18 protein-coding genes and 1 pseudogene are annotated in these 19,373 nt (G+C 33.3%); 15 read left to right on the plus strand and 4 right to left on the minus strand.

Annotation, left to right across the window (positions count from 1 at the left end; translation table 11 throughout):
• Positions 1-42: 42 nt before the first annotated feature.
• On the plus strand, positions 43-1,107 hold the full coding sequence (murG, locus tag AC22L0_RS18005) for an undecaprenyldiphospho-muramoylpentapeptide beta-N-acetylglucosaminyltransferase (RefSeq protein WP_016111208.1): 1,065 nt from the start codon (positions 43-45) through the stop codon (positions 1,105-1,107).
• Between the two features lie 99 nt (positions 1,108-1,206).
• Here murG and AC22L0_RS18010 read toward each other — a convergent pair whose 3' ends face one another.
• A complete protein-coding gene (locus AC22L0_RS18010; RefSeq protein ID WP_000773555.1) occupies positions 1,207-3,927 on the minus strand; it encodes a putative bifunctional diguanylate cyclase/phosphodiesterase in 2,721 nt (906 codons plus the stop codon).
• A 406-nt stretch (positions 3,928-4,333) separates the two neighbouring features.
• On the opposite strand from AC22L0_RS18010, the gene AC22L0_RS18015 reads away from it, so the two are divergent.
• From AC22L0_RS18015 to pepT, 4 genes are all read left to right on the plus strand, one after another.
• On the plus strand, positions 4,334-5,149 hold the full coding sequence (locus AC22L0_RS18015) for an alpha/beta fold hydrolase (protein ID WP_053513887.1): 816 nt from the start codon (positions 4,334-4,336) through the stop codon (positions 5,147-5,149).
• A 204-nt stretch (positions 5,150-5,353) separates the two neighbouring features.
• Complete coding sequence (locus AC22L0_RS18020) at positions 5,354-5,929, plus strand: histidine phosphatase family protein (RefSeq protein WP_000109183.1); 576 nt, start codon at positions 5,354-5,356, stop codon at positions 5,927-5,929.
• A gap of 324 nt (positions 5,930-6,253) precedes the next feature.
• Entirely contained in the window at positions 6,254-6,571 is a 318-nt protein-coding gene (locus AC22L0_RS18025) for a hypothetical protein (protein WP_000809493.1), read from the plus strand.
• Positions 6,572-6,816: 245 nt separating this feature from the next.
• A complete protein-coding gene (pepT, locus tag AC22L0_RS18030; protein WP_000807014.1) occupies positions 6,817-8,049 on the plus strand; it encodes a peptidase T in 1,233 nt (410 codons plus the stop codon).
• 38 nt (positions 8,050-8,087) lie between these two features.
• Here the strand turns inward: pepT and AC22L0_RS18035 are convergent, their stop codons facing one another.
• The 3 genes from AC22L0_RS18035 to AC22L0_RS18045 are packed head-to-tail and all read right to left on the minus strand — an operon-like array spanning position 8,088 to position 10,103.
• On the minus strand, positions 8,088-8,999 hold the full coding sequence (locus AC22L0_RS18035; protein WP_087967665.1) for a DNA-3-methyladenine glycosylase 2: 912 nt from the start codon (positions 8,997-8,999) through the stop codon (positions 8,088-8,090).
• Complete coding sequence (locus AC22L0_RS18040) at positions 8,996-9,526, minus strand: methylated-DNA--[protein]-cysteine S-methyltransferase (protein WP_001089838.1); 531 nt, start codon at positions 9,524-9,526, stop codon at positions 8,996-8,998. Before AC22L0_RS18040 ends, AC22L0_RS18035 begins: the two co-directional genes overlap by 4 nt.
• Positions 9,507-10,103: a bifunctional transcriptional activator/DNA repair enzyme AdaA gene (locus AC22L0_RS18045; RefSeq protein WP_061655409.1), complete on the minus strand. Its 597-nt coding sequence runs from the start codon at positions 10,101-10,103 to the stop codon at positions 9,507-9,509. Before AC22L0_RS18045 ends, AC22L0_RS18040 begins: the two co-directional genes overlap by 20 nt.
• Positions 10,104-10,180: 77 nt before the next feature.
• Between AC22L0_RS18045 and AC22L0_RS18050 the strand changes: the two are divergent.
• The 10 genes and pseudogenes from AC22L0_RS18050 to AC22L0_RS18095 form a co-directional block, all read left to right on the plus strand.
• Positions 10,181-10,318: pseudogene (locus AC22L0_RS18050) on the plus strand (exodeoxyribonuclease III); the annotation flags it as partial.
• A 301-nt stretch (positions 10,319-10,619) separates the two neighbouring features.
• On the plus strand, positions 10,620-11,585 hold the full coding sequence (locus tag AC22L0_RS18055; protein WP_001035506.1) for an iron-hydroxamate ABC transporter substrate-binding protein: 966 nt from the start codon (positions 10,620-10,622) through the stop codon (positions 11,583-11,585).
• A 27-nt stretch (positions 11,586-11,612) separates the two neighbouring features.
• Complete coding sequence (locus AC22L0_RS18060) at positions 11,613-12,620, plus strand: FecCD family ABC transporter permease (protein ID WP_001173051.1); 1,008 nt, start codon at positions 11,613-11,615, stop codon at positions 12,618-12,620.
• Positions 12,613-13,635, plus strand: coding sequence for a FecCD family ABC transporter permease (locus tag AC22L0_RS18065; protein WP_000920450.1), 1,023 nt, complete (start codon positions 12,613-12,615; stop codon positions 13,633-13,635). Before AC22L0_RS18060 ends, AC22L0_RS18065 begins: the two co-directional genes overlap by 8 nt.
• Positions 13,636-13,649: 14 nt before the next feature.
• On the plus strand, positions 13,650-14,471 hold the full coding sequence (locus AC22L0_RS18070; RefSeq protein ID WP_087967667.1) for an ABC transporter ATP-binding protein: 822 nt from the start codon (positions 13,650-13,652) through the stop codon (positions 14,469-14,471).
• A 14-nt stretch (positions 14,472-14,485) separates the two neighbouring features.
• Complete coding sequence (locus AC22L0_RS18075) at positions 14,486-15,304, plus strand: alpha/beta hydrolase (protein WP_001098697.1); 819 nt, start codon at positions 14,486-14,488, stop codon at positions 15,302-15,304.
• A 248-nt stretch (positions 15,305-15,552) separates the two neighbouring features.
• A complete protein-coding gene (locus tag AC22L0_RS18080) occupies positions 15,553-15,780 on the plus strand; it encodes a hypothetical protein (protein ID WP_000849103.1) in 228 nt (75 codons plus the stop codon).
• Between the two features lie 328 nt (positions 15,781-16,108).
• Entirely contained in the window at positions 16,109-16,411 is a 303-nt protein-coding gene (locus tag AC22L0_RS18085; protein ID WP_000349636.1) for a metal-sensing transcriptional repressor, read from the plus strand.
• 206 nt (positions 16,412-16,617) lie between these two features.
• Complete coding sequence (gene copZ, locus AC22L0_RS18090; RefSeq protein ID WP_000436973.1) at positions 16,618-16,824, plus strand: copper chaperone CopZ; 207 nt, start codon at positions 16,618-16,620, stop codon at positions 16,822-16,824.
• Between the two features lie 95 nt (positions 16,825-16,919).
• The gene (locus AC22L0_RS18095; RefSeq protein WP_001003182.1) at positions 16,920-19,340 is read left to right on the plus strand and encodes a heavy metal translocating P-type ATPase; all 2,421 of its coding nucleotides are present in this window, start codon (positions 16,920-16,922) and stop codon (positions 19,338-19,340) included.
• The last annotated feature ends 33 nt before the right edge of the window (positions 19,341-19,373 follow it).

Here is a 19,373-nt window from a genome sequence, read left to right on the forward strand (position 1 = left end):
AATATAAAGCTAGATTTTTAATAATAAAGGTGGGTATAAGTTATGAGCAAAACGATTCTTTTTACTGGGGGCGGTACAGCCGGACACGTTATGATTAATATTGTATTAATTCCTAAATTTATAGAGAAAGGCTGGAGAGTCGAGTATATTGGATCCAAAAATGGAATTGAAAAATCATTAGTGCAAAATGTTAAATACAATAGTGTTTCAACGGGCAAACTTAGGAGATATTGGGATTGGGAAAATTTTAAAGATCCTTTTAAAATTATACGAGGTTGTTTACAAAGTTATAAATTAATTAAGAAAACAAAGCCTGACGTTATCTTTTCAGCAGGAGGATTTGTTTCAGTTCCTGTAGCTATAGGAGCATGGTTAAATCGTGTGCCTATAATTATACGTGAACCAGATAGCACATTAGGACTTGCCAATAAAATAGCATTACCTTTTGCTACAAAGCTATGCACAACATTTCCTCAGACAGGAGAAAATGTAAGTAATGAGAAGAAGGTTTATGTAGGACCAATTGTAAGGGAAGAAATTGAGAAGGGTAACGTATTACGAGGAAGAAGATATTGTGAATTTCAGCAAGATAAACCAGTATTATTAATTATGGGTGGGAGTCAAGGTGCTAAGTGGATAAATGATATGGTAAGGGAATGTTTAGATACAATACTATTAAACTTTAATATTATTCATATATGTGGTAAAGGGAAGGTAGACCCATCTATTGGCATGGAGGGGTATATGCAATTTGAATATATAGGCGACGAGTTGCCGCATATACTAAATATGGCAAGTGTTGTAGTTTCCAGAGCGGGTTCTACTGCTATTTCTGAATTGTTATTTTTGAAGAAACCGATGTTGCTTATCCCGTTAACTAACAGTTCCAGCAGGGGAGATCAAGTTTTAAATGCTGAATATTTTTCACGGCAAGGATATGCGGAAGTTATACTCCAAGACAGAGTAAGTACGAATACATTTATACATGCAGTAAATAAGTTGTATACAAATAAGGAGAAATATATTCAAAACATGAATGGATATAAGAAAACAAATGATGAGGGAATTCATCAAATAATAGATATAATAAATGAAGTGGTGGAGTAATAGAAATGTAAATAGAAAAACAAAAGGAAAGAAGGTATCTTCTTTCCTTTTTACTATATTTGTTCAAATTCATTATTATTTATTCTAATTAGTTATGTACTATCGGTGAATGCCGTTTTCTAATAGCTCAGTAAATGCATGAATATGAATAGGTTTACTGTAATAATAACCTTGAATAAACTGACATTTATTTTTTTGAAGGAAATTTACGTGCTCTTTCGTTTCTACACCTTCAGCAATGACAGACATTCCTAATGTATTTGCTAATGTGATGATCGTTTTAATAATTTCCATTCCATCATCACATGTTTCAGACATTGTAATAAATTCTCTCGGGATTTTTAACGTATCAATTGGATACAAAGGTAAGTAGGCTAGCGAAGAATAACCTGTACCAAAATCGTCGATAGAAATGTGAATCCCTAAACTTTTTAGTGTACGCAGTTTTATCAATGTTTCTCGCTCATCCATCATTGCAATTCGCTCTGTTAATTCAAGATCAAGAGAGCTTGCTGGTAAACCTGTATTTGTTAAAGTAGAAGAAATAGATTTTACAAAATCTTCTTGTTCAAATTCTTTAGCAGATAAATTTACACCTATTTTTAAATGTGAATATCCGAGTGCGTGCCAACGTTTCATTTGCTTGCAAGCCTGCTCTAATGTCCATTTTCCTATTGAAATAATTTGTAGTGTTTCTTCTGCAATCGGAATAAACTCGTATGGAGAAATAATACCTAATTCAGGATGATTCCACCTAATTAAAGCTTCTGCACCGATAATTTTATTAGATTCACTATCAACTTGAGGTTGATACAAAAGGAACAATTCTTCATTTTGTAGTGCGTTTGGTAAATCTTTTTCTAATCGTAATCGTCTTTCAATTTTTTTAGCGATTACATCGTCATAAATAGAGACAGAGTTAAGCTCTTTTGCTTTTGCATCATACATTGCAACATTAGCGTTTTTCAGAAGTGTAGCGGTATCGATTCCGGAATGTGGATAAATAGCGATGCCGATACTCAGTGATAAAGTTAATTTATGCTCATGTATGATAAATGACTTTTTCATGCATTCAAATAATTGGTTACATAATTGGAATAAGTAATCTTCGTCAGTATAGTTTTCAATTATGATTGTAAATTCATCGCCACCGATTCTTGAAAGATGAGTATGTGATGGAAGACATGATTGGAATCGCTTTGCTACTTCTTCTAATATGTAATCTCCTGATGAATGTCCAAGTGTATCGTTAATTGCTTTAAAGCGATCTAAATCTAAATATAATAATGCAAACTCGCTTTCTGTTATTTTAGCATTTTTTATAACTCTCTTTAATTTCTTATGGAAAAAGGCACGGTTCCCAATTTTCGTTACAGTGTCATGGAATGCTAAATATTTTATTTCTTCTTGCTGTTTTTTTAGTGCAGTAATATCTTTCACCATAATATAGCTTCCTGAAATTTGTCCGTCTATTATAATAGGAATGATTGTAACGTATAAAAAATAAGTAAAGCCATCTTTATATTGAGAACTAAGTTGTAAGAATGCCGATTCTTGTTGTTTCACTTTTTCTAATGCCAATGCTAGCTTATGCTTATCTTCATCTAAAATGATCGAAAAACAAGTTTCACCTAGTAACTCATCCGTTGGTGCCCCAAGTAGTACACTCCCAGCCTTATTTACATTTAAGAATATTCCATTTAAATCAATGGTGAAGATAGGGTCAGGATGATATTCATATAATGATTTAAACTTTTGCTGTTTTTGAGAAAGAGCCTCTGATTTATGAACTAAATCAGACGTCCGTAAAGTAACTTTTTCTTCTAGTTGGGCATTAAATGCCTGCAAACGTTTTGTTAAGGAATTGTTTTGCATACGTACGATAGAATGACGAATGAGTACGAAAATAAAAGTAATACAATTTCCTGTAATGAGAGTTGAAGAGGATGTTTGTTCTTTTAATGTAAACCCGATTAGTATTGCAACAGCAAGATAGGGAAATACAACTAAAGCTTTTTTTCCTATTATAGGGTTTACAAGGAAATAATTTTTATGGCTATTATGATCTTCTGAAATAGAGCCAGCTATTGCAATAAGTAATATAGGTATTCTATATAAAAGACGTAATAATATTATAGTTTCAGTTGATAAGTGGTTATTTAAGTAAAAATAAATATAGTTAAAAGTTGCAGAACTTATTAATACAAAAATAAAGATATAAATTTTCCGTTTGGAATTAAAAATTGTTGGACGGAAAAAGAGACTAACACCTAGCAGTAGAAATAATAAATCTGCAATTGGGTATAAAAATGAAAGGAAAACATCTCCTAGTGAAAGAGCGAATATATTTAAATTTGGTTGATTAAATAAATACCATTCTAATGTGAATATGGAAGTAAGCACTATGCATATATCACAAATAAAGAACGCTTTTTCCCATTTATTGCATTCCTTTAAGATTTTATAGCAGAAAGCGATAAGACAGAAAAATAGAAAAAACATGTAAAATACATCAGAAACCGTAAAACGATGTATTGGAATTTCGAAGAAGCTATCTTGATATGTATATACTATTTTTCCTAATAAAAAACTACCAATTGCTATTGTAATACATATCCAAAACGGATTTGAACTGACTTTCTTAGAATATATAGAGTAAATCAGTGATACAAATGTAATGGCTTCAACGACAAGTGAAGCGAAGCGTACATCTGAATTTGAAAAATGAGTAGGGAACAGATAGAAAAACATAAAATAGATTGAATAGCATATCAATGTTCCGATTAATATACATAATTGTAAATTTTTATTTAATTTCAATGAAATCACCTTCTTTAATTATGCACTATGTTCGTTATATCTATACATAATAATATTATTTAAGAATTGTATCAGATTTCCTTATAAAAATCATGTTTATAAGAAAGTGTTAAAGAGTGTAAGTATTCTTAAGGTTGAAAAAATATTGCGGTTGATAGTATAGACTGTATCAAGACTTTAAATAGAAATTGTATATTTAGTCATCCTTTGAATTGTAAAGTTTTTTTAGTGATTTGTAAGTGGAGATGCAAAATTGCATATAAAATGATGTGTATCTTTTTTTGGTGAGATTTTTATTTTTAATCTGAAAATTAACATTTGTGAAAATGTTGAGAAAGGATATAAAATAAGAACGTGTATTCTTACAGAGTGGAATAGTATTGCCACTAAATAGGGAGGCTTTTTTATGATATATCGAATTAAAGATGCAGAAATATACTATGAAATTGTGGGAGAGGGTAAACCAGTCATTATCATACATGGCTGCTCCCCTGACCATAGGTTAATGATGAAATGTATGGAATCAGTATTTCAGAAGTATGAAGGTTATAAGCGAATATATATTGATTTACCTGGTATGGGAAAATCGAATGCTCCAAATTGGATAAATAGTTCAGATCGTATAGTAGAAGTGCTTATCACATTTATTGAGGAAATCATTTCTACTGAAAAATTTTTATTGGTAGGAGAATCATATGGAGGCTATTTAGCCAAAGGTATACTTGCAAAGATGTTTGAGAGAGTTAGCGGATTACTATTAGTATGTCCTGTTGTTGTAGCGGAGCCAGAAAAAAGGATTCTTCCAGATAAACAGGTAATTGTACAAGATGAGGAATTTTTAAATACGCTCACTTCCACAGAAAGAGAGGAATTTTGTGAGTTAGCTGTAATAGCAAATGAATATACATATAAGCGATTTAAAGAAGAAATTAAGCCTGGGTTAGATGTTGCTAATGATGAATTTATTGAAAGGTTGCAAAAGAATTACTCTCTTACTATGGATTTTCAGCGTAAAAAATATGAAAATCCCGTTCTTTTACTGACTGGAAGACAAGATATATCAGTAGGTTATCAAAATATTATAGAAATTATTGAAGAATATCCAAGGGCAACATTAGCAGTGTTAGATATGGCAGGGCATAATTTGCAAATTGAGCAGCCTGAATTATTTGAGAGTTTAGTAGGAGAATGGATTAGACGAACAAATCAGCACAGTTTATAAAGTATTTTAGTATTACGCCTAAGTGTTGAAATGGGATAAATGAACGTGATTTATTAACTTATCTCGCTATTTGCCGGGCAGTAAGACCCCCACCTCAAAATTTAGCGGAAGCAAAGAAATTAGGTGGGGGCGGGCTGCCTGTAAAAGCCCGATTAGTGAGGACTAATTAAAGTTTCACTTTATAAAAAATTTTAAGGAGAAATTATGAGCACATATATTTATATGGTTAGACATGGTGAATCACCAAAACTAGAAGGAAATGAAAGAATGCGCGGGTTAACTGAGAGGGGACATATGGATGCCCGTAGAGTAACTGACATATTAAAAGCGGAGAGGATTGATACTTTTATTTCAAGTCCTTATAATCGGGCTGTGCTAACGATAGAGGAGTCAGCTAATTTCCATGAAAAAGAAATAGTAGTATATGAAAATCTTAAAGAGTGTATGTTTTCAAGTGAGGATCAGGTTATATCAGACAAAGAGGTGTATCCACTTGTACAGAAGATGTTCTCTAATCCGGACTTTGCACGAACGGAAGGAGAGTCATATGCAGATTGCCAGAGAAGAGTAGTGAAAGTATTAAAAGAAATCTTAATGGATTTTCAAGGATGCAAAATTGTAATTGGTACACATGGGCTTGTCATGACATTAATGATAAACTATTTTGATAAACAATATGGTTTTGAATTTTTAATGAATACGTCAAAACCGGATATATATAAGATGGAGTTTAAAGAAGAACAATTAATGAATGTAGAGAGATTATGGAAAGAGGAATAAAATTAGTTGCATGGATTTTGTTGTAAAAGTTACTTTTATAGCAAAGTCTTTTTTTTTTGAATAGAAAGCATCTTTATCAACTATTTTTAGAATGTTAAATAAATAAGTAATTATTCAGTCTTTGAATAAATTATGGAGAAATTGGTTTAGGGAAACAATTTTAAATGTGTCAAAACTCCAAACGTTGGATTTATATTCAATAGGAGAAAAAGATGTAGAATTTTGTCTTACAGTCCCCGTTTACTTTTCATTTCATTACATATAGGCTTTGTGGTGTAGGGGAGGACATCACCTTTACACAAAATCTATAAGGAGGTCATTGTAATGAAACAGATTAAAAAGTTTGCGGGAGTTGCTTTAGCGGGGACGATTGGATTAAGTGGACTACTGTTTTTAGAACCAAGTGTAAGCGTTGCGGAAGCACAGCAAGTGAAAGTAGAAAATTTCAATATAATTGATGTAACGATGAATCTAAATGAATTGTATGTATTAAGTGGCAGAAGTATTGATATTCTTTCTGGAGATAAAGAAGCAATTCAGTTAAATAAATACACAATTAGTTTTAATAAACCTGGGAAGTATGTGATTAAAGTAAATGGCTGTATTTATGATGATGTATATACTTTTATTGTAAATGAGTAGTATATATTCTTAAATTGCGAGATAAAAACAGAAACACCCTATTTGCGATGAGAGTCGTAAATAGGGTGAATTTATTTGTATTAAGCTGTACTTTAAATATGTTCACTAATTTTCTTTTTGTTATGTAAAATATGTAAAAGTGTTAACAATGTAAATGAAATATACATCTTCACATTCAAAAAAGTTAAAATATTTCGTTTTAAGGATTATAATGGAGGGAGAAACATAAAAGGGAGTGAATGAACTTGAAACAAGAACTTATTGAAAGATTTACGAGATATGTAAAAATTGATACGCAATCAAATGAAGAAAGCCATACAGTACCAACAACACCAGGACAAATTGAGTTTGGTAAGTTATTAGTGGAAGAGCTAAAAGAAATTGGTTTAACAGAAGTAACGATGGATGATAATGGTTATGTAATGGCAACACTTCCAGCTAATACGGACAAGGATGTTCCTGTAATTGGATTTTTAGCCCATTTAGATACAGCAACAGACTTTACAGGGAAAAACGTCAAACCACAAATTCATGAAAATTTTGATGGTAATGCAATTACGTTAAATGAAGAGCTAAATGTTGTGTTAACACCAGAGCAGTTCCCGGAATTACCATCATATAAAGGACATACCATTATTACAACTGATGGTACAACACTTCTAGGAGCAGATGATAAAGCTGGTCTTACAGAAATTATGGTTGCAATGAACCATTTAATACATAATCCGCAAATTAAGCACGGGAAAATAAGAGTAGCATTTACACCGGATGAAGAAATTGGTCGTGGGCCAGCGCATTTTGATGTAGAAGCGTTTGGTGCATCATTCGCTTATACGATGGATGGAGGTCCATTAGGTGGTTTAGAGTATGAAAGTTTTAATGCTGCAGGTGCTAAGTTAACGTTTAACGGAACGAATACACATCCTGGAACAGCGAAAAATAAAATGCGCAATGCTACTAAACTAGCTATGGAGTTTAACGGGTATTTACCAGTAGAAGAGGCGCCAGAATATACAGAAGGCTATGAAGGATTCTATCATTTACTTTCTTTAAATGGTGATGTTGAGCAAAGTAAAGCGTATTATATTATTCGAGACTTTGATCGTGAAAATTTTGAGGCGCGTAAAAATAACGTTAAAAATATTGTGAAGACTATGCAAGAAAAGTATGGCGAAGATGCAGTCGTTTTAGAAATGAATGATCAATACTATAACATGCTTGAAAAAATTGAACCGGTAAGAGAAATTGTTGATATTGCATATGAAGCAATGAAAAGTTTAGACATTGAACCAAATATTCATCCGATTCGCGGAGGCACAGATGGATCACAATTATCATATATGGGATTACCGACGCCGAATATTTTCACTGGTGGTGAAAACTATCATGGTAAATTTGAATATGTTTCGGTAGATACTATGGAAAAAGCCGTTCAAGTTATTGTGGAAATTGCAAGACGTTTTGAGGAGCAAGCTTAAAAAAGAACCAAGTAGTACGAATGTGCTACTTGGTTTTTTTAATATAGTACTCGCCACAAATAAAAAATCGCATAAGACTCCCAATTAGCCCAGTTTGCCGCGAAACCTTTTATTTCATTTTTAGTCGGTTTATTTTCGGAACCTGTTATAAATTTAATTGCATTATGCAGACCAACATCATCAATTGGAAAAGCTGAAGGAAATCTTAAACAACGCATTAAAACATAGTTGGCAGTCCATGGCCCTATACCATGGATAGCAGTTAATTGTTTCTCAGCAACCTTTACATCTTGTGTTTGCAGTAAATCCTCTTTTGATAGTTTTCTCTCTGTAATAAGCTTCGCAATACCGATTAAATATTCACATTTTCTAGTCGTCATTTTTAATTGTTGGAGATCTTCTACATGTAGATTTGCAATTGTTTCAGGTGATGGGAATATCCAATGCTTTCTACCGTCCCATTCTACATAACTGCCAAATTGCTCAACTAATCTTCTTTTTAGCGTATAAGCATATGTTAAGTTAATTTGTTGACCGATAATTCCCCAGGAAAGTGCCTCAAATAAGTCTGGAATACCTAAATTACGAAGGCCATAATATTGTTCAATTGGTCCTTGAAGGAGTAAATCATGTTTAGCTAATGTATAAAAGGGAGCTAAATCAGTAGTTAAATCAAACCATTCTTTTACATAGTTAGCTACAGCTTCACGTATCGATTTTTCAGATGTATATGATTCTTCTAAACAACGTATTTGAATATTGCCATCTGTATTCACACTAATTTCAACTAAAGGATTTACATCTTGAACAGGGATAACTTTATAAATTTTGTTATCTTCAATATGAAACATACATTCATTGTTAGAACGTGATAGATAACGTAAATTTTCTTGGAAACAAAATTCTTTTGGAACTGCTATAGATAATGCGCTATTATATTCTGCTGTCATATGAATTCCACCTGTAACTTTTCTAATGTAAGCAATTTTTTCTTCATTTCTAATCCACCCCTAAATCCGGTTAGTTTCCCATTCTTCCCAATAACACGGTGACAAGGAATAGTAATAAGGAGAGGGTTAGCAGCAATAGCAGAAGCAACGGCGCGCACAGCTTTAGGTTTTTGAATTTTTTCAGCAATTTCTGTATAAGAATATGTCTTTCCATAAGGAATTTCACGTACCGTATTCCAAACAGATAATTGAAAATTAGTTCCATAAGCATCGATAGGAAATGTAAAAGTTTCTCGCTTGTTTTCTAAATACTCGATAACTTCTTGCGTATATATTTGCAAGTAATCTGGACTATGAATCAATATATGTTGGGGCAGTTTTTTTCTAGCCCATATATTTAATTCTTCAAAGTTTTCGTCTTGTGATCCAATGAAACATAGTCCATTTTCAGTTGCAGCAATATGAAATCGCCAATTTTTATGTGTAAGTAGCGTCCAATATATATAATTATTTTTGTAGGAATTCATTATCGTATCCCTCTTTCATTTTGTTCTTTTTTCGATATTCAGTAGGAGTAAATCCGGTTTTCTTTTTAAATAAAGTTGCGAAATACTCTGGGTTTTCTATCCCGACAGCAGTACTAATTTCTTTAATAGATTGATTTGTGTGTAAAAGGTATTTGGTTGCTTTAAGAACCCTGAATTGTTGTATATATTCTATAGGAGTTAGCCCTATTATTCTTTTGAAAGTACGCTGTAAATGAAAAGGGCTACCGTGACACATTTCCGCAAGCATGTCGAGAGTTAAGGATTCGTCATAATGCTTTTCGATATAGTCTTTAATTTGTTCTACCCACTCTTCATTAGGTAAAGTGATCCCATTTGGCTTACAACGTTTGCACGGGCGAAAGTTTTCGCTTAATGCTTGCTCTGCATGATGAAAAATTCGTACATTGTTTCTATTCGGTATTCTTGATTTGCATGATGGCCTGCAAAAAATTCCAGTTGATTTCACAGCATAAAAGAATTTGCTATCATAGGAAGAATCATTATGAATAATTGCTTGCCAATACTCATTTGTTAATGTAACTCCTTCATTGTGCAAAGAACATCACCTCTGAAATTAGTATAACCTGAATAAAGTGCGTATGTATGTATTCATAAATGTAAGAGCAAGATTACAAAGGTGAAAATATCGGATGGCGTTTAGATTATTTTGTTGTTTCGGAAAGAATGAAAGACCAGATAACAGAAGCGAAAATTAATAGTGAAGTGATGGGATCAGACCATTGTCCAGTTGAATTACATATAAATTTCTAAAAAAAGAAGTATCTCCCTAATATTAGGGAGATACTTCTTTTTTTAATTCAGTTTGTTAAAATTTTTCAAATCATTCTTGAAATAATTTCATATTAAATATATACTTAGTAACGATAATCATTATCAGTGAAAATGATTATCAAGTGATGAAGACGTAAAAGAATTATAGTCTAGGGGAAGTGAACGTGAATGAGTTCTGGATAAAATTATTAATCTAATGAAATATATATATGGAATAAGATTCATATAGTTAAATTCTATTGAGAATATAGTTTGAAAATTTGAGAGGAGACATATAAAGATGAACAAGAAATTATTTACTTTAGGGATGGTTACCGTTTTAAGTGTAGGTTTAGCGGCATGTAATAGTGCGGATAAAACTTCAGGCGAGCAAAAACAACAGACAAAAGCTACGGAAACGAAAAAAGATGAAAAACGAAAAATTACATATTTAGGTAAAGAATATACAGTGCCAGCAAAAGTAGATAAAATTGCGACAGCTAGTTTAGAGTCAATGGAAGATGCGGCAGTACTTGGAATTAAACCAGTTGGTGCCATTACTGTAGGTGGTAAACTACCAAAATACCTGGAAAAAGAGTTAGAAGGTGCGAAATCTGTTGGTGAGAAAATGCAACCCAATTTCGAAACATTACTACAATTAAAACCAGATGTGATTACATCAAGTACGAAATTCCCAGCAGAAACAGCTGAAAAGTTTACGAAAGTAGCTCCTACATTCCCGGTATCACACGTTTCAACAAATTGGGAAGATAACTTAAAGTTAATGGGAGAATTAACTGGTAAAAAAGATAAAGCAGAAAAAATTATTAAAGACTACAATTCAGACGCTGAAAAAGCAAAAGCAAAACTAGGAGATAAGTTAAAAGATAAAAAAGTACTTGTCATTAGACTAAGAGCAAACGAATTATTCCTATATCCAGAAGGAGTATACTTCAACCCTGTAATTTATAAAGATCTTGGACTAACTGCTCCAGAACAATTGAAAACTGTAAAAGCACAAGAGAAAATTTCATTTGAAAAACTTGCTGAACTTAACCCAGATTATATTTTCTTACAATATGAGGCAAGTGAAAATAAAAATCCAAAAGTGTTAGAAGAAATTGAAAGTAATCCAATTTGGCAAAGTATGAATGCTGCGAAGGAAAAGAAAGTATTTGTAAACGTTGTAGATCCAATGGCGCAAGGTGGTACTGCTTGGAGTAAAACTGCCTTCTTAAAAGAAGCAGTGAAAAATTTATCTAAATAATACAATAAGTAAGGTGCGTTGAATGATATGCAGAAAACAAATGCAGTACCAGTAACTATATTATGTATAGCACCCATACTCATCTTATTTACAGTTATACTTTCGATTTTGTATGGGGCGAAAAGTATTGATGCTGAAACAGTGTGGAACGCATTATTTCATTTTGATTCAAGTGATGTAAATCATAATATTATTATTACTTCACGTTTACCAAGGGTAGTTGCAGCTCTTTTAGTCGGAGCATTTCTAGCCATATCAGGAGCACTTATGCAGGGGATGACAAGAAACTATCTTGCATCCCCTTCTATTATGGGTGTGACGGATGGTGCTGCCTTTGTTATTACACTTTGTATAATTTTTCTTCCAGGAATGTCATCAATTGGTATGGTTATATGTTCAATGATTGGTTCTGCACTCGGAGCCGGTATCGTGTTTGGTTTTGGTTCGCTCCTTCAAAATGGCTTATCACCAGTTAGGTTAGCAATTATAGGAACAGTTATTGGAACATTTTTAAGCAGTGTATCGGCTGCAATGGCTTCGTATTTCCAAATTTCTCAAAATGTTAGTTTTTGGTTTAATGCAAAGTTAGATCAAGTAGATCCTAATATAATTAAAATCACGATACCGTTTGGGATAATTGGAATAATTTTAGCATTGTTAATATCAAAATCTATTACCATTCTTTCATTAGGCGAAGAGGTTTCTATTAATTTAGGACAGCGTACAAAACTAGTTAAAGCGATGGCAATTTTATCGGTAATTTTTTTAACAGGAACAGCAGTTGCTTTAGTGGGGAAAGTTGGTTTTGTAGGTTTAATTATTCCGCACATTACCCGCTTTATAATTGGGGTAGATTATAAGTGGATTTTGCCATGTGCAGGTGTTATTGGTGGCGTTTTCTTAGCGTTATGTGACGTTTTGAGTAGATTTGTAAACTATCCATTTGAAACACCTATTGGAGTCGTTACCTCCTTAATTGGAATTCCTTTCTTCCTTTATTTAATCCGTACTAGAGGAGGAGAGAGACATGCTTAAAAGTTCAAGTCAACGTTTCGGAATGACGATGGGGATTATTATATTTTTAATACTATGTGCTATCTATATTAGTTTAACAAATGGTACGTTCGACATTACGATTACAGATGTATTTAAAACACTTTTTAGAATTGATCCAGTACCAGAACATGATTTAGTTATTTTTGAGTTTCGTCTTCCGCGTATCGTAATTGCTGGATTAGTAGGATTAGGCCTTGGTGTTGCAGGTGCTGTTATTCAAGGGATTACGAGAAATGGATTGGCGGACCCAGGTATTTTAGGAGTAAATGCCGGAGCGGGAACAGCGATTGTCATTTTTATGTTTTTCTTTCAAGGACAATTAAAAAGCACAGACTGGGTTTCTATTATGATGATGCCAATGTTTGGTTTAGTAGGTGGATTAGGTGCAGCTATCATCATTTATCTGTTTTCTTGGAAAAACGGTAAATTAGATTCGCAGCGACTTTTATTAACAGGGATTGCAATTGGATCGGGATTTGGAGCTTTTTCTATGTACTTATCACTCAAAATGAAGTCAACTGATTTCGAGATGGCTGCAGTGTGGGTGTCTGGAAGCATATATAGTGCGAACTGGAAGTATATTGTGGCTATGTTACCATGGCTTATTATCTTAATTCCACTTATACAAAAGAAAGCTTATTTATTAGATTTATTCCAATTGGAAGAAACGAGTATTACAAGTTTAGGTGTTTCAGTAGAAAGAGAGAAATCGATTTTATTATTAAGCAGTATCGGGCTTGTGAGTGCATGTGTTGCTGTTTCAGGGAGTATCGGTTTTATTGGCTTAATGGCACCGCATATAGCGAAAAGACTTGTTGGTATTCAACATAAGTATATAATTCCTACGTGCGGCGTAATCGGAATGTTTCTTGTAATTGCCTCAGACTTTATTGCAAAAACAGTTTTCACACCTGTAGAGTTACCAGTTGGAATCGTTATTTCTATTGTCGGTGTACCGTATTTCTTATATTTACTTTATAAGGCGAAAGCGTAAGAGGAGGAATAAAAGTGAGTATTTTAAGTGCAAAAAATTTAGAAACAAGTTATGAAAAGCTTACAGTGTTTCGCGATTTAAATGTGGAAATACAAGAAGGAAAAGTAACGACAATTATAGGTCCAAACGGTTGCGGTAAATCGACATTGTTAAAAACAATGGGAAGAATTTTAAAACAAAAAAGCGGAAAAGTATATTTGCAAGGGCAAGATTTACATACAATTTCAACGAAAGAAATTGCGAAGCAGTTAGCTTTACTCCCGCAAACTCCAATTGCACCAGGTGAACTTAAAGTGGAAGAATTAATTTCTTATGGACGCTATCCACATCGAAATAACGTAAATAAGTTAATGACAAAAGATAAAGAAATGATTGATTGGGCATTAAATATAACGAAAACTTCTGAATTTCGAACGAGACAAATTGCAAATTTATCAGGTGGTCAAAGACAAAAGGTATGGCTAGCGATGGCATTAGCACAAGAGACAGAAGTGTTGCTATTAGATGAGCCAACTACATACCTTGATATGTCTCATCAATTAGATGTATTACAAATTGTGGAGAAGTTAAATAAAGAACATAATTGTACGGTTGTTATGGTATTACATGATATCAACCATGCAGCAAGATTTTCAGATGAAATTATTGCAATGAAGGAAGGAGAAATTGTTACAACTGGTAGCCCAGAAGAAATCATTACAAATGAAGTATTAAAAGAAGTATTTCATATTGATGCACGTGTCATGATTGATCCGTATAACGGGGCTCCTGTTTGTTTCGGTTATGATAGCGTTGTATCTCAAGAAGAAAAAATCGAAATATATGTAACAAGTTAAAAAGGGGGGATAGGGTGAATACTACAGTTGAAAAACAGCAGATTATAATATCTAATACAGAACAATGGAAAATGTATTCAAAATTAGAAGGTAAGGAATATCAAATTCATATTTCAAAGCCGAGGCAACCAGCACCGGATTCAGGATATCCTGTCATTTACGTATTAGATGGCAATGCCTTTTTTCAAACATTTCATGAAGCAGTTAAAATACAATCAGTAAGAGCGGAAAAAACTGGTGTTTCACCAGCTGTTATAGTAGGAGTGGGTTATCCAATTGAAGGCGCATTTTCAGGGGAAGAAAGATGTTATGATTTTACGCCTAGCGTAATTTCAAAAGATGCCCCTTTAAAACCAGACGGTAAACCGTGGCCTAAAACAGGAGGAGCACATAATTTCTTTACTTTTATTGAAGAAGAACTGAAACCACAAATTGAAAAGAATTTTGAGATTGATAAAGGTAAGCAAACGTTATTTGGGCATTCTTTAGGTGGATTATTTGCTCTCCATATACTATTTACAAACTTAAATGCTTTTCAAAATTATTTTATTAGTAGTCCATCTATATGGTGGAATAATAAATCCGTACTTGAAAAAGAAGAGAACCTTATAAATGAATTAAACAATGCTAAGTTTGAAACAGGAGTGTTCCTTACAGTTGGGTCACTAGAACGAGAGCATATGGTTGTAGGTGCAAATGAATTATCAGAGCGCCTTCTCCAAGTAAACCACGATAAACTTAAATTTAAGTTTTATGAAGCTGAAGGGGAGAATCATGCATCTGTTGTGCCGACGTCTTTAAGTAAAGGGTTGAGATTTATTAGTTACATATAGGAAAAAAGGTTATGGATGAAACATTCCATAACCTTTTTTGATATGTAGAATTGTCCTTTTTGAAAGTTTTGTTTCAACTTTTCGTCTAAAGAGACAAAAAGTTGTCACAAAACGGTCACAATTAGCATAAACATAAAATAGACGAAATGAACTTATTTCCAAAAAGGCTCGGTTTATTCCGATCATGATTTGTAGAGCTGAAAAAGTATGGATTAAAAGTTCACTATATTCCCAAGGAGGTAGATCGTATGAAAACTATTCTTGCTATCGCTGGACTTATTTGGGTTCTATCGCATGGCATCCCAATTTATGAAGGAGAACAAATTCGCAGTGCTCTGAATAAAAATTTTAATGAATATCATATCATTGACCGGCAAGATAATGTTGTAACAGTTCGAGTAAATGACTGTTTTCATACGGTAACCGTTGAAGGAACTTCAGTAGTGAATGATACAAAAGTATGTGATCAACAATAATTATATATGGAAAGAAAAAATTCTTGGATTAAATATCTGAAAATTAAGATTTTAATATTATAGATGAAGAATAAGCGGGGGCGGGTAATCCCTGCTTATTCTTGTTTCACTTTATTGAATTTTGATGAGAGATATAATGATTTTTTTGACAAAAAGGAAAGGGTATACTAAAAATTGAGATTAAGAAGCTAATGCATTGTTAAGAATAATCATAAAGCGTAAATATACTCTTATGGGGTATCGTGCGTAGATATTTAATGCTATAATTGGTATACTCATAAAAACAATTGTTTTATTGGGTGAAGAGAAACTTTAAGAAGGTGATAATATGGATCATAAAGAGCATGAAGCAGTAACACATAGATCAGAAAAAGAAAAAGAACAGATTATAAATAGATTAAAGAGAATTGAAGGACAGGTCCGCGGTATTCAAAATATGATTGAAAATGATCGTTATTGCGTGGATATTTTAGTGCAAATTTCAGCGATTAATGCAGCGATGAAAAAAGTAGGAATGGGTGTATTAAAAAACCATACAAGTCATTGTGTTTCAGGTGCTATTAAAGATGGCAATGGTGACGAAGCAATTGAAGAATTAATGACTGTATTTGAACGTTTTTCAAAAGCGTAAAAACAAGCTAGTATGTCACTGGCTTGTTTTTTTTTGTTTACCTTCATAATAAGATCTCGGCGTATTGATGTGAAAAAGTGTGTGTAAAATAAACTTTTAGAAAATAATTGAAAAATCATGATATAAACCCATTGATTACCTTAGGGGGGTATGGTAAGATGTAATTGTGATTAACAAACAATGAATAAACAAGAGGAGGATTTTAAATGGAACAGTTAACATTACAGGTTGAAGGTATGTCTTGTGGACATTGTGTAAATGCTATCGAAAGCAGTGTGAAAGAGCTAAACGGTGTTGAACAAGTGAAGGTTCAATTAGCAGAAGGAACTGTTGAAGTTACTATCGACTCGTCTGCCGTAACATTAAAAGATATCGTTGCTGTAATCGAAGACCAAGGATACGATGTTCAATAATTATTTTTAGATATGGAAATAAATCGTACTTTAAATGAAGTACGATTTATTTTGCTAATAATTATACCTCATAAGGGTATATAGAGGTGAGAGACATGAATGAAAAAAAAGAGGCCAATCTTCAAATATCAGGAATGACATGTGCGGCATGTGCAAATAGAATTGAAAAAGGTCTAAAAAAAGTAGAAGGTGTTCATGAGGCGAATGTAAATTTTGCACTTGAAAAAACAAAAATAATGTACGATCCAACTAAAACAAATCCGCAACAGTTTAAAGAAAAAGTTGAATCGTTAGGATATGGAATTGTAAGTGATAAAGCTGAATTTACTGTTTCAGGAATGACATGTGCAGCATGTGCAAATAGAGTTGAAAAGCGTTTAAATAAGTTAGATGGTGTGAACAAAGCGACAGTAAATTTTGCTTTAGAATCAGCTACAGTAGACTTTAATCCTGATGAAGTTAATGTAAATGAAATGAAGAGTGCGATTACGAAGCTAGGATATAAATTAGAAGTGAAACCAGATGATCAAGATGCATCAACTGATCATCGATTACAAGAAATTGAAAGACAAAAGAAGAAGTTTATTATTTCGTTTATTTTATCTTTCCCATTATTGTGGGCAATGGTTAGTCATTTCTCATTTACGTCGTTTATTTATTTACCGGATATGTTAATGAACCCTTGGGTGCAACTAGCACTTGCAACCCCTGTTCAATTTATCATTGGTGGACAGTTTTATGTTGGAGCTTATAAAGCGTTACGTAATAAAAGTGCGAATATGGATGTTCTCGTGGCGCTTGGAACGTCGGCCGCGTATTTCTATAGTGTATATTTAAGTATTCAATCTATTGGTTCTTCGAAACATATGACAGATTTATATTTTGAAACGAGTGCGGTACTTATTACATTAATTATTTTAGGTAAATTATTTGAAGCGAAAGCAAAAGGGCGCTCATCAGAAGCAATTAAAAAATTGATGGGTTTACAAGCGAAGACAGCTACAGTTGTGCGAGATGGAACAGAAATAAAAATTTTGATTGAAGAAGTAGTAGCTGGTGATATCGTCTATGTAAAGCCTGGTGAAAAAATACCAGTAGATGGTGAGATTGTAGAAGGAAAGTCAGCAATTGATGAATCGATGTTAACGGGTGAAAGTATTCCTGTTGATAAGTCAATTGGGGATGTAGTAATAGGTTCGACAATAAATAAAAATGGATTTTTAAAAGTGAAAGCAACTAAAGTAGGAAGAGATACTGCATTAGCTCAAATTATTAAAGTAGTAGAAGAGGCACAAGGTTCAAAAGCTCCTATTCAAAGGGTAGCAGATCAAATTTCAGGTATTTTCGTACCGGTTGTAGTTGTGATTGCGATTATCACATTTGCAGTATGGATGATATTTGTTACACCTGGTGATTTTGGCGGAGCACTTGAGAAAATGATAGCAGTACTTGTTATCGCTTGTCCATGTGCATTAGGTCTTGCAACGCCTACATCTATTATGGCAGGATCAGGAAGATCAGCAGAGTATGGTATTTTATTTAAAGGTGGAGAGCATTTAGAAGCAACGCACCGATTAGATACGGTTATTTTAGATAAAACGGGTACAGTGACAAATGGGAAGCCGGTGTTAACAGATGTAATTGTAGCAGATGGATTCAATGAAAATGAACTGCTTAGATTAGTAGGGGCAGCAGAAAGAAATTCTGAACATCCACTTGCAGAAGCGATTGTAGAAGGAATTAAAGAAAAGAAAATTGATATCCCAAGTTCAGAAACGTTTGAAGCGATTCCGGGATTTGGTATCGAATCAGTTGTAGAAGGAAAACACTTATTAATTGGTACACGTCGATTAATGAAGAAATTCAATATTGATATTGAAGAAGTTTCTAAATCAATGGAAGCGCTAGAACGAGAAGGAAAAACAGCAATGCTTATTGCAATCGATAAAGAATATGCTGGTATAGTTGCCGTTGCAGATACTGTAAAAGATACTTCAAAAGCAGCTATCGCAAGACTGAAAAAAATGGGTCTAGACGTTGTGATGATTACAGGAGATAATACACAAACTGCTCAGGCAATTGCAAAGCAAGTTGGTATTGATCACGTAATTGCAGAAGTATTGCCAGAAGGAAAAGCAGAAGAAGTGAAAAAACTGCAAGCAAATGGTAAGAAAGTAGCGATGGTTGGAGACGGGATAAATGATGCTCCTGCTCTTGCTACAGCGAACATTGGTATGGCAATTGGAACGGGAACGGATGTAGCGATGGAAGCAGCGGATATAACGTTAATCCGCGGTGACTTAAATAGTATTGCTGATGCGATCTTTATGAGTAAAATGACGATAAGAAATATTAAACAAAATTTATTCTGGGCATTAGCTTATAACGCGTTAGGAATTCCAATTGCGGCATTAGGTTTCTTAGCCCCTTGGGTTGCTGGAGCAGCGATGGCATTTAGTTCTGTATCCGTTGTATTAAATGCATTACGATTACAAAGAGTTAAATTAAAATCTTAAAGAGCTACATTAAGTAATTGAATAGAATTAAAA

It is taken from the genome of Bacillus sp. LQ01, from assembly GCF_057624735.1.

Bases quoted from the DNA above. Each gene is read 5' to 3' on its own strand.
- murG (WP_016111208.1), top strand. From the start codon at position 43: ATGAGCAAAACGATTCTTTTTACTGGGGGCGGTACAGCCGGACACGTT.
- AC22L0_RS18015 (WP_053513887.1), top strand. From the start codon at position 4,334: ATGATATATCGAATTAAAGATGCAGAAATATACTATGAAATTGTGGGA.
- AC22L0_RS18020 (WP_000109183.1), top strand. From the start codon at position 5,354: ATGAGCACATATATTTATATGGTTAGACATGGTGAATCACCAAAACTA.
- AC22L0_RS18025 (WP_000809493.1), top strand. From the start codon at position 6,254: ATGAAACAGATTAAAAAGTTTGCGGGAGTTGCTTTAGCGGGGACGATT.
- AC22L0_RS18035 (WP_087967665.1), bottom strand. From the start codon at position 8,999: ATGACAGCAGAATATAATAGCGCATTATCTATAGCAGTTCCAAAAGAA.
- AC22L0_RS18040 (WP_001089838.1), bottom strand. From the start codon at position 9,526: ATGAATTCCTACAAAAATAATTATATATATTGGACGCTACTTACACAT.
- AC22L0_RS18055 (WP_001035506.1), top strand. From the start codon at position 10,620: ATGAACAAGAAATTATTTACTTTAGGGATGGTTACCGTTTTAAGTGTA.
- AC22L0_RS18060 (WP_001173051.1), top strand. From the start codon at position 11,613: ATGCAGAAAACAAATGCAGTACCAGTAACTATATTATGTATAGCACCC.
- AC22L0_RS18065 (WP_000920450.1), top strand. From the start codon at position 12,613: ATGCTTAAAAGTTCAAGTCAACGTTTCGGAATGACGATGGGGATTATT.
- AC22L0_RS18080 (WP_000849103.1), top strand. From the start codon at position 15,553: ATGAAAACTATTCTTGCTATCGCTGGACTTATTTGGGTTCTATCGCAT.
- AC22L0_RS18085 (WP_000349636.1), top strand. From the start codon at position 16,109: ATGGATCATAAAGAGCATGAAGCAGTAACACATAGATCAGAAAAAGAA.
- copZ (WP_000436973.1), top strand. From the start codon at position 16,618: ATGGAACAGTTAACATTACAGGTTGAAGGTATGTCTTGTGGACATTGT.
- AC22L0_RS18095 (WP_001003182.1), top strand. From the start codon at position 16,920: ATGAATGAAAAAAAAGAGGCCAATCTTCAAATATCAGGAATGACATGT.